Here is a 17,490-nt window from a genome sequence, read left to right as displayed (position 1 = left end):
ATTGCTACTGTACAGGCTTTGTTGTTTGGGGTTGGAGTCTTTTTTAGAGCTTGAAGTCTACGCGGTAGCGGGCTGCGTTAGCCTTGTTCACCATTTCGCCCTTGGCGTTGAAGGTGCCGCGAGAATTCTGGAGCTTTGCTGCAGGAGTGAGCTTCTTGATGGAAGACGGATCTTCAGAAGCGCTAGAAGCCGGATTGGCGGAAGCGCTAGAGGAAGGATCCTGGCTTGCAGAGCTTGTAACGGGGCTGGGTTCTGTATCCTGGGGAACCACGCCGTTGAAGCTTTCCTGACCCTTCTTGGTGAGGGCGAGGATCATCATGCCGTCCTGTGCGTAAATGTTCTTGGAGCTGATGTAGACTCGGTTGCCGTCAAAGGTCCAGTTACCCTTGAGCCAGCGGGAAGAGTCGAAAGAATCGAAGTTATCAACCCAGTCCAGAGTGAAGTCGGAACCGTTTTCGCCCTGACCCGGAGTGTACTTGTAAACCTTGACCCAGTTGATGAACTGGTAAACGGGGAGGATGGAATCGTCCCACGGGCCAACCCAACCTGCATCGGTATGGGACCAGAGGTTGAAACGGAGACCCTGGGGCTTCTTCTTCAGGTCTACGACCTGATCTGCACCCTTGCTGTTCAGTTCGCCAGCCTTGGTTCTGCGGACTTCAACACCATCAATAATCCAGGCCACGTAGTCCGGAGTCCATTCCATGACGTAGGTATGGAAGGCGGTGTTCACGGCGGGGCTCATGGGATGAAGCTTTTCGCTGTACTGCTTTCTGTCGGCGCAGCCATCGGCAGGACCGTAACCGGTAATGATGTTGGACTGGAATTCATTGGGGTTCTTGCCCAGAATTTCGATATCCACTTCGACCCAGGGTTCGTCGCAGCCAATGTAAGAATCGTTGTGGTAGAGGAACATGGAACTGACGGTGCCGGAACCGGCTGCCATCTGCATACGGGCTTCGAAACGACCGTATTCGTAGGTGTCCCTAGTGTAAAGTTCGGCGCCAGAGTAGTCCCTGTCGTTGGTTTGTGCGGAAACGGCTGCTGCAGCCATTGCCAAGAGAGAGAGAGATTTTTTCAGGTTCATTTTGACTCCTTTTCTACACCGGAATCAAACATATAAACTGTCTAACTTTATAACAAGTTTAACGAGTGTTAATTTCTCAGCACTGTATCGATTGATGGGTTGTCTGGCAACAAAAAAAGGTAGCCTTCTCCCAATTGGAAGGCTACCTCTCTTTGTCCCCCAAGTGATAATGCTCTCCTATAAGAGGTGTCGGACAGAGAGCGTTTCTCCTTCTCAGGTATTCATAAAATAATAAGTTGGTATGATTAAAGCCATAGCCCATATGGGCTATATAAATGAAAAAAGGCAGGGTAAACTGCCGTTTTTTCGTGATTTTAGTCAAAAATGTTTTGGATCGCCTCTAGGAGAATCTGCTTGAGGTTGGGAGATACTCCTCCGATAAAACGCTCCAAGTCATTTCTTGTAAAGTTTGGATGGTATTCGTAGAATATCTTCACCTGTTTCTTTACTTCGTCCAAATTCCCCTTCTTGTTGTTGCAGGCAATTACAAAAAGCCTTGCAAAGGGGATTTCGGGGTGGAACATCAGTACTTGCCTAGAAACTTTTTCGCAGAAATCGTAATTCCCCTGGAGGAAATAGATCATGGCCTTGGCTACGAATTGGAATGGCTGGTCCATACCGTTGGGGACAAGGCGGGCAATTTCATCAAGCTGCTTTAAGGCGTCTTCTTCGCGGCCCATGAGCATATACAGCTGGACCAGCAGGCGGCGGCACATGACGTTCAGCGGGTTGGACAGCAGGATGCCCTCGAAGTAGACGATAGCTTCGTTCTTCTTGCCCAACAGGATATTGTAAAGGGCCATGGTGAACATGGAATAGGCCGATGAGGGGTTGTTGCGCATGGTATCGCAAGCCAGTTCCCCAATTTTCTTGACGAATTCCTCTCCGTTTACCCAGTTTTCGGAAATTCCCAGGTAGTAGATTGATGCCTGACTGCACAGGACGTAGTTTCTGATGTCTCCTTCCACCGTGAGGGACTGAAGCATCGACATGCACTTTTCGAAACAGTCCCTGCTGCGGTTTTCACTCTTTATGATGGAGTATGACGTGGCGTACCACCAGGCGGGGGAGGCATTGGAGTTTTGTTCGAGAACCTTGGCTGCAGAAATGATCATGTTGCGGAACAGCACGATTGAATACTGGTCTGCGTAAAGATCAATTGCGCTTGCGTCATCCAGTTTAAGGTTCTGTGACCAGATTATAGCCTTGTTGTTGCCCTGGAGCAGTGAAATAAATGCCTGGTTGCCGTCTTGGGAAGCCGAAATTTTAATTTGATAGGTTGAATCCTGTACAATTTCGTCTGACAATCCGGTATTGATTAGGAACAGGCGGTATTCCTGGAAGTTTTCTACGATGCCGTGGAACAGTTCATAGACAAGGGGATGGTCCTTTATGTCGCTGTCGTGGATGACGCGAATGCGGACTTCATCGGAATTAACCCAGTTTTCGGCCGTTTCTGCGACTGCGGCTACTGCTTCCGTACGGTTTGAAACTTCTAGCGTCTTGTAGATGTTGGCCAGGTGGATTTTGACGGTGTTTTCTGAAATATTCAAGGCACGACAAATCTCGGCGTTTGTCAACCCCTTGCGCAGCAGGTCGAGAACTTCGAGCTGCCGGTTAGTCAATCCCTGTACTTTACACCTCTCGGACATCGTGCCAAATTTAGTCTATCGTTGACATAAAAATTGAATTTTTTCGGGAATGTTACAAAAAAAACATAAATATTTTGAAATTTGGGAGGGATGCTCCCTAAAAACGAAAAACGCCTGCGTTGAATATTGCGCAGGCGTTAAAATTTTTTTTGTGCGGTTAGTAGAGCAACTTGGAGGTTACGAGGATGTTGTCGAAACTTCCAGAAGTGTAGGCACTGCCTTCTCCGTCAGAAGTACAGCAGTAACTCTTATAGCCCACCAGGATTGAATTGCCATAGGCGGCATAGTATGTTCCTCTTGTAGAGGGTGTGTAGACCGTGGTGGTGGCGGTTTCGCCAATCAGTTCCCCATTGACATACAGGGAAATGGAGGTGCCGTCCCACTGGGCGGCGATCTTGTTCCAGCCTTCCTTGAAGGTGTACTTACCGCTAACCTTGATATAGCTGTCAGGCAAATTCTTGTAGAATACCAACTGATCGTTGACTTTCAGGATGGTCATTCGGCTTTCGTCGGTTCCGACCAGGGCTGCCTTGTACATGGATTCGAACTGTTCGCCGGGCTTGAATGAAAATTCAAAAGTACCCCGGGGAATTTTTTCGTCTAAGGCCGCCAATACGATTTTTTGCCCGTATTCCAGGCTTGCTGCCATACCGCTTTCGCCATCAATGAGTGTGACTCCGTAGTTCTTTCCGCTGTCGAAGTCTTCAAAGAAGATGATGTCGTCATCGGAATTTTCGCTGCTGGAGGATTCTTCGACGATTACATCTTCACTGCTGGAGGATTCCTCGATGATCACTTCTTCACTGCTAGAGGAATCCTCGACGATCACTTCTTCGCTGCTGGAAGATTCTTCGATAATCACTTCTTCGCTGCTGGAGGAAATTTCTTCATCCTTGTCTTCTATGGAACCTTCGTTCTTGTAGCGGGGGATGATGGAAATGCGAATCTGGTCGTATGCGCCACTGGTTGTCAGGGGGCTATACATACCGGGTCCTTCCATGCAGCAGGAACTCTTGTAACCGGCGACTAGCAAGTTGCCGAAAGGCTTACCGCGGTTAGAGGGCTTGTAGCCTTCTGTATGGGCAATCTTTGCCACCAGCTCGTCGTTCATCCAGACGCTCAGGTAGCCGTCACCCCACTGGCCGGCGATCTTGTTCCAGCCTTTCTTGAATTTGGCGGGACCCATGACGTAATAATGCTTGTCGGCGTGATTTTTCTGGAATACGAGCAGGTTGTTCATGACGAAGAAGTGGATGCGTGCTTCGTCGTTACCCAGGAGGGTTCTGTCCAGGTTGAAGAAATCTTCTGCTGGCTTGAACCAGAATTCGATGGTGCCCTTGGACATTTCGTCGACCATGTTAATGGTGAGGGGAGCGACTTCACCGGATGCGAGGGCGACGCCCTTGCCGCAGACGCCGTCTACAAGGGTTCCTTCTCTATAAATGCCTTCCATTTCATCGAGAAGCAGAGTGTATTCGTCGATGTGGAGGCTGTTCTTGCAATTTAAATTAGTCTGGATGGATGTTTCACCGGTATGGAGTACACCATTGCTTTCGAAATATTCGCTGACACCATCCGTTTCCAACTGCTTCCAGAGGGCGCTGGGGGTTGCGACGGATGTTTGGCTGGGGTGACTATTGTTGGCGATAGAATCGTTTACGTCGGAGCAGGCCATAAGGCTCAATGCTGCGGCGACCGGTACTAGGAACTTCTTCATTCTTTACTCCAATCTAAATGAATTCTGTTGTCCTGTTGGGAAATTCATGTCATCCGCCGTAAAATATACATAAAACTTACACTCTAAAAAAAGGGTGGAAAGTGTTAAAAGGGCTACGTGCTGAAATATGATGACATTAATCACGGAAATATTTGATTTTTTATGAATTGAATTGAAAACTATGACTTGCTTTTTTGAGCACTAGTTATTATATTAAATGGTGTACAAAAGTGCATTTGTTTTTTGCGGGCAATTATAATGGACGTAAGGGAAAAGTTGAACATTTTGGCGGATGCGGCGAAATACGATGTTTCGTGTTCGTCTAGCGGTTCCAATAGGAACACTCCCAAGGGCGGGATGGGGAATGCCTGCCAGGCGGGTATTTGCCATACATGGGCGGCGGACGGCCGTTGCATTTCCCTTTTGAAGGTGTTAATGAGTAATGCCTGCAAGTATGATTGCGCCTATTGCGTCAACCGTCGTTCCAATGATATTCCCAGGGCGACTTTTACGCCTAAGGAATTGATCGACCTGACGCTGGAATTCTACAAACGTAACTATATCGAGGGCTTGTTCCTCAGTTCCGCCGTGGTGGGGAGTCCTGACGCTACCATGGAAATGCTCATCAAGGTGGCAAAGGAACTGAGGACTGTCCATCGTTTTGGCGGTTACATCCATCTAAAATCCATCCCGGGGGCTTCCGAAGCGTTACTGCACGAAGCGGGACTCTATGCTGACCGAAGTAGCGTGAATATTGAGATTCCGTCGGATAAGGCCCTGCAGTACCTGGCGCCCGAAAAGAATCATGCGTCGGTGTATCGCCCCATGAACTATCTGGCAGAGCGCAAACTGGAATACAATCCAGGGAAGGGCGTGTCCCGTTATAGCCCGAAGTTCCTGCCTGCGGGGCAGACGACCCAGATGATTGTGGGGGCGTCTGGCGAAACGGATTTTCAGATACTGACTTTGTCTAACGGTTTCTATATGCAACAGCAGATGAAACGCGTTTATTTTTCGGGCTACGTTCCTATCAATGCCGATAAGAGGTTGCCCGTTATAACCACCAAGCCGCCTCTGGTCCGTGAACATCGTCTGTACCAGGCTGACTGGCTTATGCGTTTCTACAAGTTTCAGTATAACGAGATTCTCGATGAGGCCCATCCCAATCTTGATCTGGACCTTGATCCGAAGGTGGCCTGGGCCTTGCGACATCCGGAAATGTTCCCTATCGACATTCAGACTGCGGACTACGAAATGCTTTTGCGGGTGCCGGGTATCGGAGTTAAATCCGCAAACCTTATTGCCAATGGCCGGAGGTTCTGTAAAATCCGTCTGGAACAGCTGAAGAAGATGGGGGTGGTCATGAAGCGGGCCAAGTACTTCATCTACCATCCGGATACGCCTGCCAGTTTACGCCGGCTTTACCCTGAGATGGTGCGCCCGTTGTTGGTGGGGCCGTCGCAGCCTCTGCAATTGAATATGTTCGACGCCCTGGACTCTAGGCCAGCGATGCTGCCAGCTCATGCGTAAGCTTATCTCTGAGTTTGTCTCTGTAAGCCTGCCCCAGTAAGCAAGTTTCAATGGGACTGTCTTGGAAAATCTGTTTTATGAACCTTTAACTTTTAGTGGCTAGATATAATGTCTCTTAATATTTCTTACGATTCGACTTTTGATGGATTCCTTAGTGTTGTGTTCGAAATCTACCGCCAGCGCCTGGTGGTGGGGAACATTACGCCTGACCGTAGGGCGGGGGAGGATGCGGACTTGTTTATGCAGCCTTTCTGGGTGGAAACGTCCGAAGATTCTGCCCGACGTCTGAAACGGGCCATTGTGAATGCCGCCAGCGAAGATGTGCTGTGGATGTTGGATGTGGTGTTCCGTTCCGAGGTGGAGGGCGTTGAAATGCAGATGCTCTCCTACCTGCGTAAGCTGTTTGCGGGCCTTGATCCGAATTATGGTAAGAATATTGCGTCGGCTGAAATGCTCCCGCTGTACAAGATTGCCCAGGCCGTCCGCCGAGAAATCGGCGACATGCGCGGCATGGTCCGTTTTTCTAAAACGGACGACGGCTGTTACTTTGCGGAAATTGAGCCGAAGTACGATATCGTGACGTTGTTGACGGACCATTTTCTGCGGCGTTTTGTGAACGAGCGCTGGGCAATTTACGATTCAAGGCGAAATTATGGTGTCTATTACGATGGGCGTTCTCCTCAGGAGGTTACCATTCCCAATTTGAAGGCCCTGAAGGCGGGCTTGCCGCCTGATGCCATAACCCAATTGTGGAAGGACTATTATAACGCCATATCTATCAAGGAACGCGAGAATCCGCGGTTGTTGCGGCGGTGCCTACCGGTGCATTATTGGAAGCATATGCCCGAAAGGGATTTTGCCAATCAACTTTCGGCTCATTCTCCACCGCAGGTTTCGTTGCCGTCGAACGTGGCCAAGGCGAATTCCCTGGCGCGTCTGGCTAGTTTTTGATTTGTTGAGCGAATTTCTCCGGATAATGGTATAATTTTTAACACAGAAGCCTATTTCAGTCAAATAATTGTATCTTTCTTTTGGATAAGAATTAATGGAGAAAATGCGTAATGACTATGGCGTCTGCAAAACCGGGATTTTTTGTACAGGATCGCTACCTTTACAGCAAAGACAACGAAAAGACTATCTTACGTGGCGTAAACCACATGTTCATCTGGACTGATCGCGAAGGAAAGACCATTCCTGAAATCGCGAAGACCGGTGCCAATTGTGTGCGCATTGTCTGGAACACCCGTGGCCGAGTGAGTGATTTGGATAATATCATTGGTCTCTGCATTGCCAACGGTATGATTCCCATTCCCGAAATTCATGATACCACCGGTAACTGGGAAAAACTCCCCGAAGCTTTGGATTACTGGCTCAGCGAAGAAATGATGCAGGTGATCGCCAACCACCAGCAGTACCTGATTATCAATGTCGGTAATGAACCTGGTGATGAGGTTGTGCCTGCCGAAGACTTCTTCCTGGCGTACAACACCATCGTTACCAAGATGCGTGCTGCCGGTATCCGCATTCCCATCATGATTGATGCTGATATGTGGGGCCAGAGCGAAAAGAACTTGCTGGAAGTGGGGCCGAGGCTTTTACAGGCTGATCCTGAACATAATTTGCTTTTCTCGATCCATATGTGGTGGCCTTCGGAACTTCATAATCCAGAAACTACAGGGTATGCAACCGTCGAAGACCGCGTCCGTGGAGTCCTTAAGGCTTCTGTCGACAAGAAGTTGCCCTTGGTTGTGGGTGAATTTGCTCCTGTTGCCGTAGGTGGCGCCAAGGAGATTCCCTATAAGCTGATTATGTCGGAAGCGGAACGCCTGGACATTGGCTGGTTGGCATGGAGCTGGGGCCCCGGTAACTTCGATAGCCCCGAAATGGATATGACGATCCATGGTTCTGTAAATACCCTGGTTGGCTGGGGTAAGGAAATCTGTCTGGATAGCCCCAACGGTATCCAGAATACCAGCATTATTCCCAATTTTATCCAGAACAAGGATTATGTGACTGGCTCCCTTTCTGTGGGGACGAACTTGATCCAGAATGGTGAGTTTTCTTCTGAAGAGGCTTTGTCTGGCTGGGTGACGGACTTCTGGGGCGGTAAGGCCGAGGTTTCTGTAAAGGATGGTGCCGCAAACTTCGTAATCAAGAAGGCTGGCAAGGAATCCTGGAATCTGCAGTTCAAGCAGCGCCTGTCTATGCGTCATGGCGTTACCTATGTTTTTAGCATGCGAGCCAAGGCCGACAAGCCCCGTACTCTCCATGTGAATATCAAGAAGGACTCTGACGAATATACGCCCTATGCAAATGGACGTATTTTGGACTTGAGTACCAGCTGGCAGAACTTTAGCTGGAAGTTTACCATGAAGGAAGAGTCTGACCCCGAAGCACTGCTGATTTTCGATATGGGTGGCGTTCCCACTTCCTGGAGCCTTGCTGATATCAGCCTAGTTCAGGCTCGTAGCGTGGCGGATCGTCTAAATCGATCATTCCAGCGCAATGTGCAGAAAAATTCCGGCTATTTCAATTCTCCCAACGTTCCTTGGGAACTGCACCTGTACTCTACCAAGGGTGAACTTCTTGAAGTTCTGGACCGTGGCAAGGGTGGCGAAGGTATGCGTCAGTATCCTAAGACCGAACGAGGTGGCATCCTTGTGGTCAAGGAAGTTAAGCTCGGATAGCGATTCCTGATACTAGGAAATTTTGAATGCGGATTCCGTCGGCGTGTGCTGGCGGGATTTCTTGTTGCGTTAGCGTTGTATTGTTTGCGTTGTATTGTCTGCATTGTATTGTTTGCATTGTACCGTTAGCATTGTATTTTCGCTTTTGTATCATAGGTTTTTCTATCGCGATTTTGCCTAATTGGTTCTGAAGTTTTAACATTGTGCTGTTTATCACGTATTTTTGCAATGTTTGTATCATGAAAATACTTGAAATGTATGAAAACCTTAGATTGGTTCTTGTAATACGAAAAAAAATAAGCTAATTTTGTATCATAAATATTTGAATCCTTTTGATACAAAACTATATTCATCATAACATGAAACAGGTCTTGGAATACGTCAGCTATCGCGATTATCTGCGCGATTATTACCAGGAACGCAAGGCGCGTTCTGGTTTTACCTGGCGTGACTTTGCTAAGGCTGCCGGATATTCGTCGCCCGTGTTCCTTAAGTTGGTGTGCGACGGTAAAGCTAACCTTAGTGATGTGGGGACGGAACGAGTTGCTGCCGCTATCGGCCTTGCCGGTGTCGAACTGCAGTACTTCCGTCTGATGGTCAATTTTGACCAGACCAAGGATTCTCTGATCAAACGTAGTCTTTATAACTCCATGCGTGCCCTCGCAAAGGACAACTCCATGGAAGTTATGGGGGAGGAGGCTTACGTTTACTACGAAGACTGGCTGAATCCGGTCCTTCGTGAGATGGCACCCAGGATGCACGGCGCTTCCCCCACCAAGATGGCGGGACAGTGCGTGTTTCCTGCGGATGCCCAGAGTGTGAAGCAGTCCCTGGATCTTCTTGTGAAGACCGGTTTGCTCCAGAAAGATGAAAAAGGTGAGTATCAGAAGTCGTCGAAGTCCGTTACCACGGGAATCCGTGACGGGGAAAGCATGGCGATCCGAGAAATGCATCGTCAAATGGGCGATCTTGCTGTAAAGTCCCTGGATCAGGTTTCGATGGACGAACGAGATGTGTCTGGCATGACAATCGGTATATCCAAGGAAGGCTTTTTCCGTATCAAGAATGAAATTGCCGATTTCCGTAGACGCATCGCCGCCATTGTCATGGAAGATGACGATGATGATCGAATCTACCGCCTTAACTTGCAGTTGTTTCCGCTTACGAAGCCTGCTAAATAGGAGGGGTAGCTTTGTGAAGATGTTTTTGATTTTCTTATTTTCGCTTGTGATGCTCCTTTGCGGATGCAGCCCGGTTGAAACAGCCGGCGGTGTCAGTGAAGAAACCAATTCCGTTTCTGGAGTCCTCGTCGCCGCTGATGGAAATTTTGCAAGAAATGTCGTTATTCACGCCCGTCACAGTGCTAAGTCTGACCAGCTGTTTGTTGATACGACTGATGAAAATGGTGCTTTTGGCTTTAGCATCAAGGAATATGGAGAGTACGTCCTGTCTTCTCATAAGGCTGGACAGGCCATATACGAGACTTTTGTGTACTCCGGTTCGGATCTGAAAATGAGTTCCAAGATGACCACGGTCAAGACGATTCAGGGCAATCTGGTTTTGGATGGTGTTTCCAGTCCGGAGGACGCCAAGGTCGGAATTCCGGGCACGGATTGGGTTTCTTCTGTGAAGCCTACCGGGTACTTTGTCTTGAGCAATCTGCCGTTGGGAACCTATAATTTGACCGTTTCTTCGCCGGATCGTGAACGCTTTGATGATGCGGAATACACCCTTGTGCTGGAAGGTGATTCCTACTGGCTGAACGGTCCGCTCCCCAGGGGTATCGTTCACTCCGAGCCGGTTGATGTGTCCGTAAATTCTAAAGGCGTGTCTTATAATGGCGTTTCTGAAATTACGCTCCCCATGATCGATGTGGACTATAAGATTCAGTATGTGTGGACTATGGATTCTGTGCTTGCGTTGCCTTCTGATTCCGGAACCGGCTACTACCTTCTGGATGATATGGGGCACGAGACCGAGACGGTCTTCCTGTATGAGCCTGAATTTACCGAAGGTGTCGATGGCAAGGCAATCCGCTTCGTGGCTTCTGATTATGCTGCTGTAGATACCAGCGGCTTCCTGGATGTGGATTCCCTGACGGAACTGTCTATTGAAGGCTTCTTCAAGTTCAACAATCCTGAGGCTTTTGCGGTAGGTGAGTTCCAGAAGAATATCTTGAGCAAGCGGGGCGACGATTACATTGAAGAAATGATCGGTGTTTCCCTAATTAGCGGAAAATGCGGTGCAGTTGAGCCTAGGCTGGCGTTCTACTCGGTGAATGTCAATAATCCCACCTGCGGGTACATGGCGGTCTCTCAGCGTGCTGTGCCGGCTGGCGAATGGATTTATGTGGTGCTCACCTGGAGGCGAGGCATTGCGAAGATTTATCAGAATGGGGTGTTGACGGGTCGTATTGACACGGGCCTCCGTTGGATGGAAAACATTTCCAAGCCGCTCTATATTGGCGGTGACGGGCTGGACTTCGAAATGGATGATGTACGTTTTGGGTTTAAGGAAATATCATCTGCAGAAGTACTTTACAGGTATTATAAAAGGTTAGGAGGACAATTATGATTGACGAAAGAAAAGGTTCGGTGGAGCAGGCCTATTTCGAGGCCAATCGTCATGGCAGGCTCATCAAGGCCAACAAGCGCTTTTGCCGCATGTTTGGCTTTGAAGAGGGCGAAATCGAATGGCATTACGTAACGGATCTGTGCCGCAATGCCAAAGACTGGGAAAACTATGTCAATTCCCAGATGCAGCCCAGCACTGTCTTGCGCATGAAAAACCGTAAGGGGCGCAGCTTCTGCTGCAAACTCTTTACTCATCTGCGCCAGGATGGTGACGGTGAACTGCGATACGATGTTTCTGTCCATCGTGTTTCTGCGACTTCGCCCGTGGTTGCTGCCCCTGCCGCCTTTGTTGAAAGTCGTGTGTTCCTTGCTAGATGTGCTCACTGCGGTAGTCAGATCCGCGTGGAGTCTGCTAACGAGGTTCGTTTCCGTCGAGTATGCGACCAGTGCGCTGCTCGCGAATATCCAGAAGCTTACGCAATCCGCTGTGCCCAGGTGTGATAGGAGGACCGGTTAGGAGGACTGGTTAGGAAGGAAAGGGGGTAGGAGGTTTTGCGTAGGGGTGACCGGTCGGATCCATTTGGGGGTGTCCGATCGGTCGCTTTTTTTGTGAACTTTTTATGGGGGTTCGTCGGGCGGGTCCGTTAAACGGATAAGGGGCAATAAAAAGAGCAAAAAAAGAACGATTCTTTTGAATCGTTCTTTTTAATTTTTCTAGGAACTTAAGCTGTTGGCTCAAATTATTCGCCGAAGGCGTCGTCTGCTGCAGCGCTCACCTGTGCGGTGTTTTCTGCGGTCATTTCGATTTCTTCTGCGGCCTCCACTTCAGCTTCGGCCTGTGCAGCCTTCTTTTCAGAAATGGTGAGCTTGCCTTCCTTGAACTTGTACATGGCGATGGTGGTCGGCTTCTTGGTCAACTGAATGTAACCCTGGCCAGCCTGCTTGTTGATGAAGCGTGCTTCCTGAGCCATCATCACAACAGCGCGGAAGACAGAACCCTGACATTCTTCACTTGCGTAAATATCGTCAAGATAAACTCTCTGATCGTCAGCCATCTTAGTACCTCAAGTTAAGGTTTGTGTTCCTACAAAAAATTCTCAAATGCTTTTTCCAAAACATTTGAGAAGTTTTGTTTTTAGAAGAGGGAGAGGGATTCGAACCCTCGTTACCGCGAGGTAAACACGCTTTCCAAGCGTGCGCCTTCAACCACTCGGCCATCCCTCCAAGGATGTGCGCCAATTATACATTTATTTTTGACACTTGTCAAGGGTGTTGGCGCATTTTTTTTGATTTTTTTGAAAAAAGTTGAATTTTTTTGAGATAAACTCTCCAAATCACACTTTTTCGACAAAAAATCGTTCTGATCCCGTCTAGAACTTGCTCAGTTCGTCCCAGACCACCTTCATCAAAGGCTCGATTGTCTTGGCTGTAAAGTCGAAATTGATGTTTGCAGCCTTGAACATTTCGGGCACGGTTACGCTGTAGCCCAGACTTTCTGCCTTGAACAGGTCGTCGATGGCCTTTTGCGGGTCCTTCTTGAAGTTGGCCCACACCTGCAGGGCGCCCAGCTGGGCGATACCATATTCGATGTAGTAGAAGGGGCATTCGAACAGGTGCAGCTGCTTCTGCCACATGTTATTGCGGAACTTCTCGAGACCCGAATAGTCCACGCCGGCGTCGTAGCGGTCCATGATGCCTGCCCAGATGGCTTCGCGGTCGGCGGCGGTATGGTTGGGACGGCTGTAAAGCTCGTGCTGGAAGCTATCGATGCTGGCCACCCAGGGGAACAGCCAGATGACGTCTTCCAGTTCGCCCTCGATGCTGCGGGCCATGGATTCTGCGTCGTCGCCATAGAACGGCTTCAGGTTGGACATGCCGATCAGCTCCATGCTCATGCTGGCCACTTCCGCAAATTCAGAAGGAACGTCGCGGTAGGCGAGGATCGGCTGGCCTGCCAGGCCGAACTGATGGAAGGAATGGCCCGATTCATGGAGCAGCGTATAAATGTCGCGGTCCGTACCTGCGGAATTCATGAAAATGAAGGGCAGACGGGATTCGTCAAAACCGATCTGGTAGCCGCCCGGAGCCTTGCCCAGGCGGGAATCCGGGTCGATCAGCTTCTGGGCCTGCATCTGGCGGGCCCACTTGCCGGCCTGCGGGTGGATGCTTTCAAAAATCTGGTCAACCTTCTCGATCAGCTCATCGCCGGTCTTATAAGGCTTCAGAGGTTCGCGATTCAGCGGGTCTACAGCCAGGTCCCAGGGGCGGAGCTTTGCCAAGCCCATCTTGGCGGCGCGCTTCTTGTAAATTTCCTTCAGCAGGGGCAGCACCAGCTTCTCTACGCTTTCGTGGAAGTCCTTGCAATGCTTGGGGGTGTAATCGCGGCGCTTGGCCATGTAGATAAAGTCAATGTAGTCCTTGCAGTGGGCGTTCTTTGCAATCTTGTTGCGGATGGAGAACAGTTCGTCGAAGGACTTGTCCAGGGCCTCCTTGTCCTGCATGCGGCGTTCCCAGGTGGTGCGCCAGGCCTTTTCGCGGATATCACGGTCGGTACGTTCCAGATAGGTTCCCAACTGCTGCATGGTCTGGACTTTGCCATCGAATTCCACGCTCATGCCGCCGGTAATCTTCTGGTATGCCTGCACGGCCTTCACTTCTTCAGTTTCCAGGGGAATATTCTCGGGGCTGAACAAATCCAGGGAAAGCTGGACGCTCTTGAACCAAACGCCGAATTCGCCCTTCAGCTGGTCCTTGGCCGGATGGGCCATCAGCTTCTTGTTCAGCTTGTCGTCAAACTCGTTGGCGATGGGGTCCACGTTCTCTACGAAGCTTTCGTAAGCCTTGGCGGCCTCTTCGTCCTTGGTGTTTACGGTCATGGCCACATAGCGGCGGCAGCTCACTTCCTGAAGGACGGAACCCAGTTCGCTCCACTTCATGATCCAGGCGCGGAGGGCGTCGGCGGAGCTGGCGACGTTCTCGTTCAGCAGCTGCTGGAACAAAGCTTCCACTTCCTTGGAGTTGTCTACATTAAAATTCTCGGGTACAAATTCGCGTTTCATATTCTACATCAATCCTTTTTTTCTATAAAAAATAGCATCTCGTTGTGTGCGATCATTTCTGGATGGCCCCCATCCAGTTGTTCACCACGCTGTTCAATATGGTGTTCCTGACGTTATCCATAAGGGCGGTCTTTTCTTCCTGGGAGACCGGGCGATCGATATCAAATTCCAGGGGGACCGATTCCCCGTCTACATCCAGGGCCACTGTCAGAACGCCCTTCATGTTGATCAGGGAAACATCCTTCAGCCAGAAAATCCGTCGGTCGATGGGCATGGTGGTGGTCACCGTCAAATTATTGCTGCCGGGAACCATCTTGATGGAATCCTTCAGCGAAATAGGCAGTTCCATTAGCGTATCCAGTTTCAGGGTAGCTTGTAAATCCCGAATCCACAAAGTATCGGTACCTTGATTCTTAGCAATCACTTCGGCGGAAAGTCCCAGAGTTCCCAGTTCCTTTTCCAGCTTGCCCTTGGCGAAATCCTGAACGAGCGCCACCACCTGGGGGTTGGGCAAAAAGCCGTTAAACAGCCCCTGCTTGGGGAACAGATCCTTGTTGATGCTTACGGAATCCAGGGTCAGGGCGTTAAATTCCAGCTTGGTCTTGGAAAGAATGTCGGCGGCGCTGATCTTGCGGGTCACGGCGCAGCCGAACAATGACAGAACCACCAGGGCGGCCAACGAAATGGTTAAGGAAAATCTGAATTTCATACGGCCCCAAATATACAAAACCCTACTTCTTGGTGACAACGTATCCATCGCCGTCGTCGTTCTGGATAATCAGGGTGGTGGAGTGGTTGATCAGTTTGTCGTATTTGGCGTACACCGTGAACTGGATGCCCGATGTGAACACCACCAGCTTCACATCCTTTTCGAAAGTGTTTTTCTGGATGTTGTAATCCTCCTTGCCATCCTTGGCCGGGTTGGAATAAGTATACGTGGTATCGGAATCCTCATCTACCATGTAGACAATAAAGGCCGTACCCTTGGTCTGATTTTCAAGGGTGATGGTGAAGGGATATTCCGCCTGTTCGCCCGAATCGGTGGAACCATTGCCGGAGCAACCCCACAAAAAGGAGAGGCCCATAAGGGTTATCGCAACGGGTACCGCATATTTTTTAATAAAACGTGAAACCATACCATCCCTATATCGTATCAAATGAACTTGTTGTCAATATAAAAAAGTCCGAACCGCAAAAAGGTCCGGACAATTTCTTTAGGCAGCCTAAGCTCGCCGAAGGATTCTGAATTACTTCTTTTCTTCTTCCGCGTGGCAGGGGCAGTGATAGCAGTCGCCCGTTTCTGCGTAGTCCTTACCAGTCCAGCAGAAGGTGCAGAGCTGATCTTCCGGCAGGCCGATTGCCTGGATCAGGTCGTCGATACGCTGGAAGGCCAAGGTGGTCAGGTTCAAGTTGCGACGGATGTAGTCCACCATGTCCTTGTATTCCGGGGAATCCGGATTGGTGTACTTGTCCAGATCGGCGTTCTCGCCTTCCTTTTCGCGGATGTAGCGGCGGGTAATCAGGTCGTACACGCTCTTGGAACGGGAGAAGTTGATGAACTTACAGGGGTAAACCAGGGGAGGGCAGGCAATACGCATATGGGTTTCCTTACAACCCATGGAGTAAAGCTTTTCGGCCTGCTTGCCCAGCTGGGTACCGCGGACGATGGAGTCGTCGCAGAACACCAGGCGCTTGTTGTCGATGAGGCCCGGAATGGGAATCAGCTTCATGGAAGCCACATGTTCGCGCTGGCGCTGGTCCTGGGGCATAAAGGAACGTGCCCAGGTCGGGGTGTACTTTACAAACGGACGGGCGAACTTGATGCCGGCTTCGTGAGCGTAACCCAGGGCGTGGGAAGTACCGGAGTCGGGAATACCGCAGGCGGCGTCGGCTTCGGTAGGAGTGCGCTTTGCAAGTGCGGAACCGCAACGGTAGCGGGTCATTTCCACATTGCGGCCTTCGTAGGCGGATGCCGGATAGCCGTAGTAAACCCACAGGAAGGAGCAGATGGCCATCTTCTTGCCCGGTTCAACCAGGGTGTTGATTCCATCGGGGGTGAGTTCGGCGATTTCGCCCGGACCCAGGTCGCGGAGGTGGTCGTAGCCCAAGTTGGGCAGGGCGCAGCTTTCCTGCACGGCGATGACGGAACCATCCTTCTTGCCCACGATGATGGGAGTACGGCCCCACTTGTCGCGGGAGGCGTAGAACTTGCCGTTGCTGTCCATGACGAGAACGGAGCAGCTACCCTTGATCTTCTGCTGCACGTAGTTGAGACCTGCAACAATGGAATCCTGGGTGGCGATCAATGCGGAAACCACTTCGGTAGGGCCAACCATACCGCTGGTGGTAGAATACTGGAGCTGCATGCAGTTGTTCTGGAACAGCTCGTTCTTAAGATCTTCGATGTTAGAAATGAGACCTACGGTGACCAGGGCGAAAGTGCCATGCTTGCAGGTCATGACCAGGGGCTGGGGGTCGGTATCGGAAATAACGCCCAGGCCCACGTTGCCGGCGAACTTGGCCAAGTCGTTTTCGAACTTGCTGCGGAACGGGGTGTTCTGGATGTTGTGGATGGATCGATGGAAATTACCATCGGCCTTCAAGACGGCCAAACCGCCGCGATGAGTACCGAGATGAGAGTGATAGTCAGTACCGAAGAACAGATCCGTTACGCAATCGTTCTTGGAAATAACGCCACAAAAGCCGCCCATAAAGACTCCTTAGTCGGGGATTTTACACCAAAAAGATAGAAATCTTATAAAACTTTTCATTATTTGTACTGCAAGAATATGAAAAAATATGTTTGGGCCTTTGCAAAAAATGAATAATCAAGACCGCTTCCCCAAAAAATCAAGCAATTTTCACAATTGGGGAAAATGCTCACCAGAAATTTTAAGCAGTATCTACAAGACGATGAAAGCCGTTCAAAAAAATTATGAGGAGTATCGCCACCATGGCAAGACTACTTCAAAAAAATTTGGGAGAGGTATTTATTGACTTTTACAGCAGGCCGTGTTGTCTAAGGATTGCGGCATATTTGTCGGCTTGGGCTTTCACAGCTTCTAGCTCCTGTTTGTTCGCAGCTAGTTTTTGCCTGTTGGCTTCGATGGCCTGCTTTTGCTCTGCGATTTCCTCTTCCTGCTGTTTGATCAGCTCTTCGGTGTACTTGCGGGTAGAAATCGCGT

General features: G+C 49.9%; 15 protein-coding genes and 1 tRNA gene. 6 read left to right on the top strand and 10 right to left on the bottom strand.

The genetic code is table 11. From position 1 onward, the window contains the following. Nucleotides 1-43: 43 nt before the first annotated feature. The 3 genes from BUB73_RS10660 to BUB73_RS10650 all read right to left on the bottom strand — a co-directional run bounded on the left by BUB73_RS10660 (nucleotide 44) and on the right by BUB73_RS10650 (nucleotide 4,456). A complete protein-coding gene (locus tag BUB73_RS10660; RefSeq protein ID WP_073285646.1) occupies nucleotides 44-1,087 on the bottom strand; it encodes a family 16 glycosylhydrolase in 1,044 nt (347 codons plus the stop codon). 314 nt (nucleotides 1,088-1,401) lie between these two features. Beyond that, a complete protein-coding gene (locus tag BUB73_RS10655; RefSeq protein WP_073285642.1) occupies nucleotides 1,402-2,712 on the bottom strand; it encodes a LuxR C-terminal-related transcriptional regulator in 1,311 nt (436 codons plus the stop codon). A gap of 184 nt (nucleotides 2,713-2,896) precedes the next feature. Next, nucleotides 2,897-4,456, bottom strand: a complete 1,560-nt coding sequence (locus tag BUB73_RS10650; RefSeq protein ID WP_073285639.1) for a LamG-like jellyroll fold domain-containing protein — start codon at nucleotides 4,454-4,456, stop codon at nucleotides 2,897-2,899. A 258-nt stretch (nucleotides 4,457-4,714) separates the two neighbouring features. On the opposite strand from BUB73_RS10650, the gene BUB73_RS10645 reads away from it, so the two are divergent. The 6 genes from BUB73_RS10645 to BUB73_RS10615 all read left to right on the top strand — a co-directional run bounded on the left by BUB73_RS10645 (nucleotide 4,715) and on the right by BUB73_RS10615 (nucleotide 11,747). Then, on the top strand, nucleotides 4,715-5,986 hold the full coding sequence (locus BUB73_RS10645) for a putative DNA modification/repair radical SAM protein (protein WP_073161317.1): 1,272 nt from the start codon (nucleotides 4,715-4,717) through the stop codon (nucleotides 5,984-5,986). Nucleotides 5,987-6,094: 108 nt separating this feature from the next. After that, nucleotides 6,095-6,937 (top strand): TIGR03915 family putative DNA repair protein, encoded by an 843-nt coding sequence (locus BUB73_RS10640; RefSeq protein WP_073161318.1) that lies wholly within the window; start codon nucleotides 6,095-6,097, stop codon nucleotides 6,935-6,937. Between the two features lie 110 nt (nucleotides 6,938-7,047). Next, nucleotides 7,048-8,673 carry a cellulase family glycosylhydrolase gene (locus BUB73_RS10635; RefSeq protein WP_073161319.1) on the top strand — a complete coding sequence of 542 codons (1,626 nt, stop codon included), beginning with the start codon at nucleotides 7,048-7,050 and terminating at the stop codon, nucleotides 8,671-8,673. Between the two features lie 359 nt (nucleotides 8,674-9,032). After that, nucleotides 9,033-9,854: a TIGR02147 family protein gene (locus BUB73_RS10625; protein WP_073161321.1), complete on the top strand. Its 822-nt coding sequence runs from the start codon at nucleotides 9,033-9,035 to the stop codon at nucleotides 9,852-9,854. Nucleotides 9,855-9,873: 19 nt separating this feature from the next. Beyond that, nucleotides 9,874-11,247, top strand: coding sequence for a LamG-like jellyroll fold domain-containing protein (locus BUB73_RS10620; protein ID WP_073285633.1), 1,374 nt, complete (start codon nucleotides 9,874-9,876; stop codon nucleotides 11,245-11,247). Further along, a complete protein-coding gene (locus BUB73_RS10615) occupies nucleotides 11,244-11,747 on the top strand; it encodes a PAS domain-containing protein (RefSeq protein WP_073161323.1) in 504 nt (167 codons plus the stop codon). The genes BUB73_RS10620 and BUB73_RS10615 overlap by 4 nt, the downstream gene beginning before the upstream one ends. Nucleotides 11,748-11,986: 239 nt before the next feature. On the opposite strand, the gene BUB73_RS10610 is transcribed toward BUB73_RS10615, so the two are convergent. From BUB73_RS10610 to BUB73_RS17295, 7 genes are all read right to left on the bottom strand, one after another. Next, nucleotides 11,987-12,301, bottom strand: a complete 315-nt coding sequence (locus BUB73_RS10610) for a hypothetical protein (RefSeq protein ID WP_073161324.1) — start codon at nucleotides 12,299-12,301, stop codon at nucleotides 11,987-11,989. A gap of 84 nt (nucleotides 12,302-12,385) precedes the next feature. Beyond that, a tRNA-Ser gene (locus BUB73_RS10605) sits at nucleotides 12,386-12,470 on the bottom strand. A 146-nt stretch (nucleotides 12,471-12,616) separates the two neighbouring features. Next, a complete protein-coding gene (locus tag BUB73_RS10600) occupies nucleotides 12,617-14,305 on the bottom strand; it encodes a M3 family oligoendopeptidase (protein ID WP_073285630.1) in 1,689 nt (562 codons plus the stop codon). 52 nt (nucleotides 14,306-14,357) lie between these two features. After that, nucleotides 14,358-15,014, bottom strand: a complete 657-nt coding sequence (locus tag BUB73_RS10595) for a hypothetical protein (protein WP_073285627.1) — start codon at nucleotides 15,012-15,014, stop codon at nucleotides 14,358-14,360. A 22-nt stretch (nucleotides 15,015-15,036) separates the two neighbouring features. Further along, nucleotides 15,037-15,441 carry a hypothetical protein gene (locus BUB73_RS10590; protein ID WP_139259192.1) on the bottom strand — a complete coding sequence of 135 codons (405 nt, stop codon included), beginning with the start codon at nucleotides 15,439-15,441 and terminating at the stop codon, nucleotides 15,037-15,039. Between the two features lie 111 nt (nucleotides 15,442-15,552). Next, a complete protein-coding gene (locus tag BUB73_RS10585; RefSeq protein WP_073285622.1) occupies nucleotides 15,553-17,016 on the bottom strand; it encodes an amidophosphoribosyltransferase in 1,464 nt (487 codons plus the stop codon). Nucleotides 17,017-17,305: 289 nt separating this feature from the next. Continuing rightward, a partial coding sequence (locus BUB73_RS17295) for a hypothetical protein (RefSeq protein ID WP_175552209.1) occupies nucleotides 17,306-17,490 on the bottom strand: 185 nt, incomplete at its 5' end.

The organism is Fibrobacter sp. UWH6 (assembly GCF_900142465.1).
GTDB lineage: Bacteria > Fibrobacterota > Fibrobacteria > Fibrobacterales > Fibrobacteraceae > Fibrobacter.
This window is presented reverse-complemented; position numbering and strand designations above follow the sequence as displayed.